Annotated in this window: 2 protein-coding genes; one reads left to right on the top strand and one right to left on the bottom strand. The window is 75.4% G+C overall.

The genetic code is table 11. From position 1 onward, the window contains the following. The coding region (locus tag AC13HU_RS36055; protein WP_483046213.1) for an MFS transporter at positions 1–1,257 on the top strand (1,257 nt) is incomplete at its 5' end. Positions 1,258–1,321: 64 nt separating this feature from the next. Here the strand turns inward: AC13HU_RS36055 and AC13HU_RS36050 are convergent. Continuing rightward, entirely contained in the window at positions 1,322–2,176 is an 855-nt protein-coding gene (locus tag AC13HU_RS36050) for a spermidine synthase (protein WP_483046214.1), read from the bottom strand. Between the last annotated feature and the right edge of the window lie 10 nt (positions 2,177–2,186).

Raw genomic sequence — 2,186 nt, 5'->3', positions numbered from 1 at the left:
GCCTCCGCCTACGCGGTCATCGAGCAGGGCGGCAGCGCCACCGACGTCGGCCTGGTGATCGCCGCCCGCACCCTGGCCCTCATCGTCTTCCTGCTGGTCGGCGGCGCCGTCGCGGACCGGCTGCCCCGGCAGCGGGTGATGGTCGGCGCGAACATGCTCAACGCCACCTCCCAGGCCGCGTTCGCGGTGCTGGTGCTCACCGGGTCGCCGGCGCTGTGGATGATGGCCGCGCTGGCCGCGGTGGGCGGCACCGGGCAGGCGTTCTTCTCACCGGCGTCCGAGGGCATGCTCCTGTCCACGGTGGACCCGGCGCACGCGAGCAAGGCGTTCTCGGTCTACCGGCTGTCGATGAACGGCGCGAGTATCGGCGGCGCGGCCCTCGGCGGCGCGCTGGTGGCGGTGGTCGGCCCCGGCTGGGTGCTGGCCATCGACGCCACCGGCTTCGCGATCGCCGCGGCCATGCGCGCGAAACTGCGCACCCCCGTCGTGGAACGGTCCGCCGACTCCGGTGGCATCGTCCGCGAACTGCGCGAGGGCTGGTACGAGTTCGCCTCCCGCCCCTGGCTGTGGGGCATCGTGCTCCAGTTCGGCGTCGTCAACGGCGTGGTCACCGCGTCGGAGTCCGTCTACGGGCCGCTGGTGGCGCGCGAGCACCTCGGCGGCGCCGGGCCCTGGGGGCTCGCGATCGCCGCGGGCGGCGTCGGCACGATCTGCGGCGGCGTGCTGATGATCCGCTGGCGTCCGCGCCGGATGCTGCTCGCCGGCACCATCGGCGTCTTCCCGATGGCGCTGCCCGCCGCCGCCCTCGCGATGGCCGCTCCGCTACCGCTGCTGTCGACCGCCACCTTCGCCGCCGGGATCGCGGTGGAGGTCTTCGTGGTCGGCTGGATGCTGGCGCTGCACCAGGAGATCCCCGAGGACAAGATGTCGCGCGTCTCGGCGTACGACTGGCTCGGCTCGGTCTCCCTGACCCCGGTCGCCACCGCGCTCGCCGGCCCGGCCGCGATCGCCTTCGGCCGGACCCGGGCGTTGTGGGGCTCGGCCGCGCTGGTCGTGCTGCTCACCGGCGCGGTGCTGCTGCTGCTGCCGGACGTACGGCAGTTGGAACGCCGTACGAAGGTCACGTCGGCGCCCGCCGATCACGCCCCCGCCGCCCCCGCGGACCACGCCGGCACCGAGCAGCACCCCGCCGAGCCGCTCACGGCCGACTCGACGCCCGTCGCGGAGAGCGTGGACGGGCTCCCCGGCGCGACCTGATCACCGCCCCGCCCGCCCGCTGCGGGCCGCCCACGGCGGGCCGCGGAACGAACACGCTCCCGGGTCAGCCGATCGTGAACGCGCCGCCGGGCGGCTCGGGCGAGTCGGCCGCCTCCGCGTCGTGCACCGGCGCGCCCGGGAACGCCCGTACCGCCTGCGCCGTGCCCAGCACCCGCGCCGGGAACGGGTCCGCGGCGCACCGCCGCGCGACCACGGCCGCCGGCAACGGACCGCGGGTGGCCGCGAGTACCGCGTTGCCGTATCGGCGCCCGCGCAGCACCCCCGGCTCCACCAGCACGCACACCTCCGCGTCCGCGCCGAACGCCGCGCGTACGGTGGCCAGTTGCGAGCCGAGGAAGGTGAACGGCGCGGCGTCGGCGAGGTTCGCCACGTACAGGCCGCCCGGGCGCAGCACCCGGGCCGCCTGCGCCGCGCACTCGACCGTCGTCAGGTGCGCGGGGACCCTCGACCCGCCGAACACGTCCACGACGAGCACGTCGGCGCTCGCGTCCGGCCGCCCGGCCAGCCACTCCCGCGCGTCCGCGACATGCGTACGGACCGCCGGCGCATCCCACGGCAGGTACTCCGCGACCAGCCCGGCCAGGCCGCGGTCCGCCTCGACCACGTCCTGCACCGCCCCCGGCACTGTCCGCGCGAACCTGCGCGGCAGGGTCAGCGCCCCACCGCCGAGGTGCACGATCTCCACCGGCTCGGCCCGCGTGTCGCACACCGCCTCCACGACGTAGGCGACACGCCGTACGTACTCGAACTCCAGGTGCTCCGGGTCCGCCAGGTCCACATACGACTGCGGCGCACCGTCCACCGTCAGCAGCCACGCGTCATCGCGGTCCACATCCGGCAGCAGCTTCGCCTCCCCGAAGTCCACGGCCCTCATCACAGGAACAGCTTCACTCTCCACCCCGCCATCC

The organism is Streptomyces sp. NH27 (genome assembly GCF_056859195.1).
Note: the sequence above shows the minus strand (reverse complement) of the source record. Positions and strands in the feature narration are given on the sequence as shown.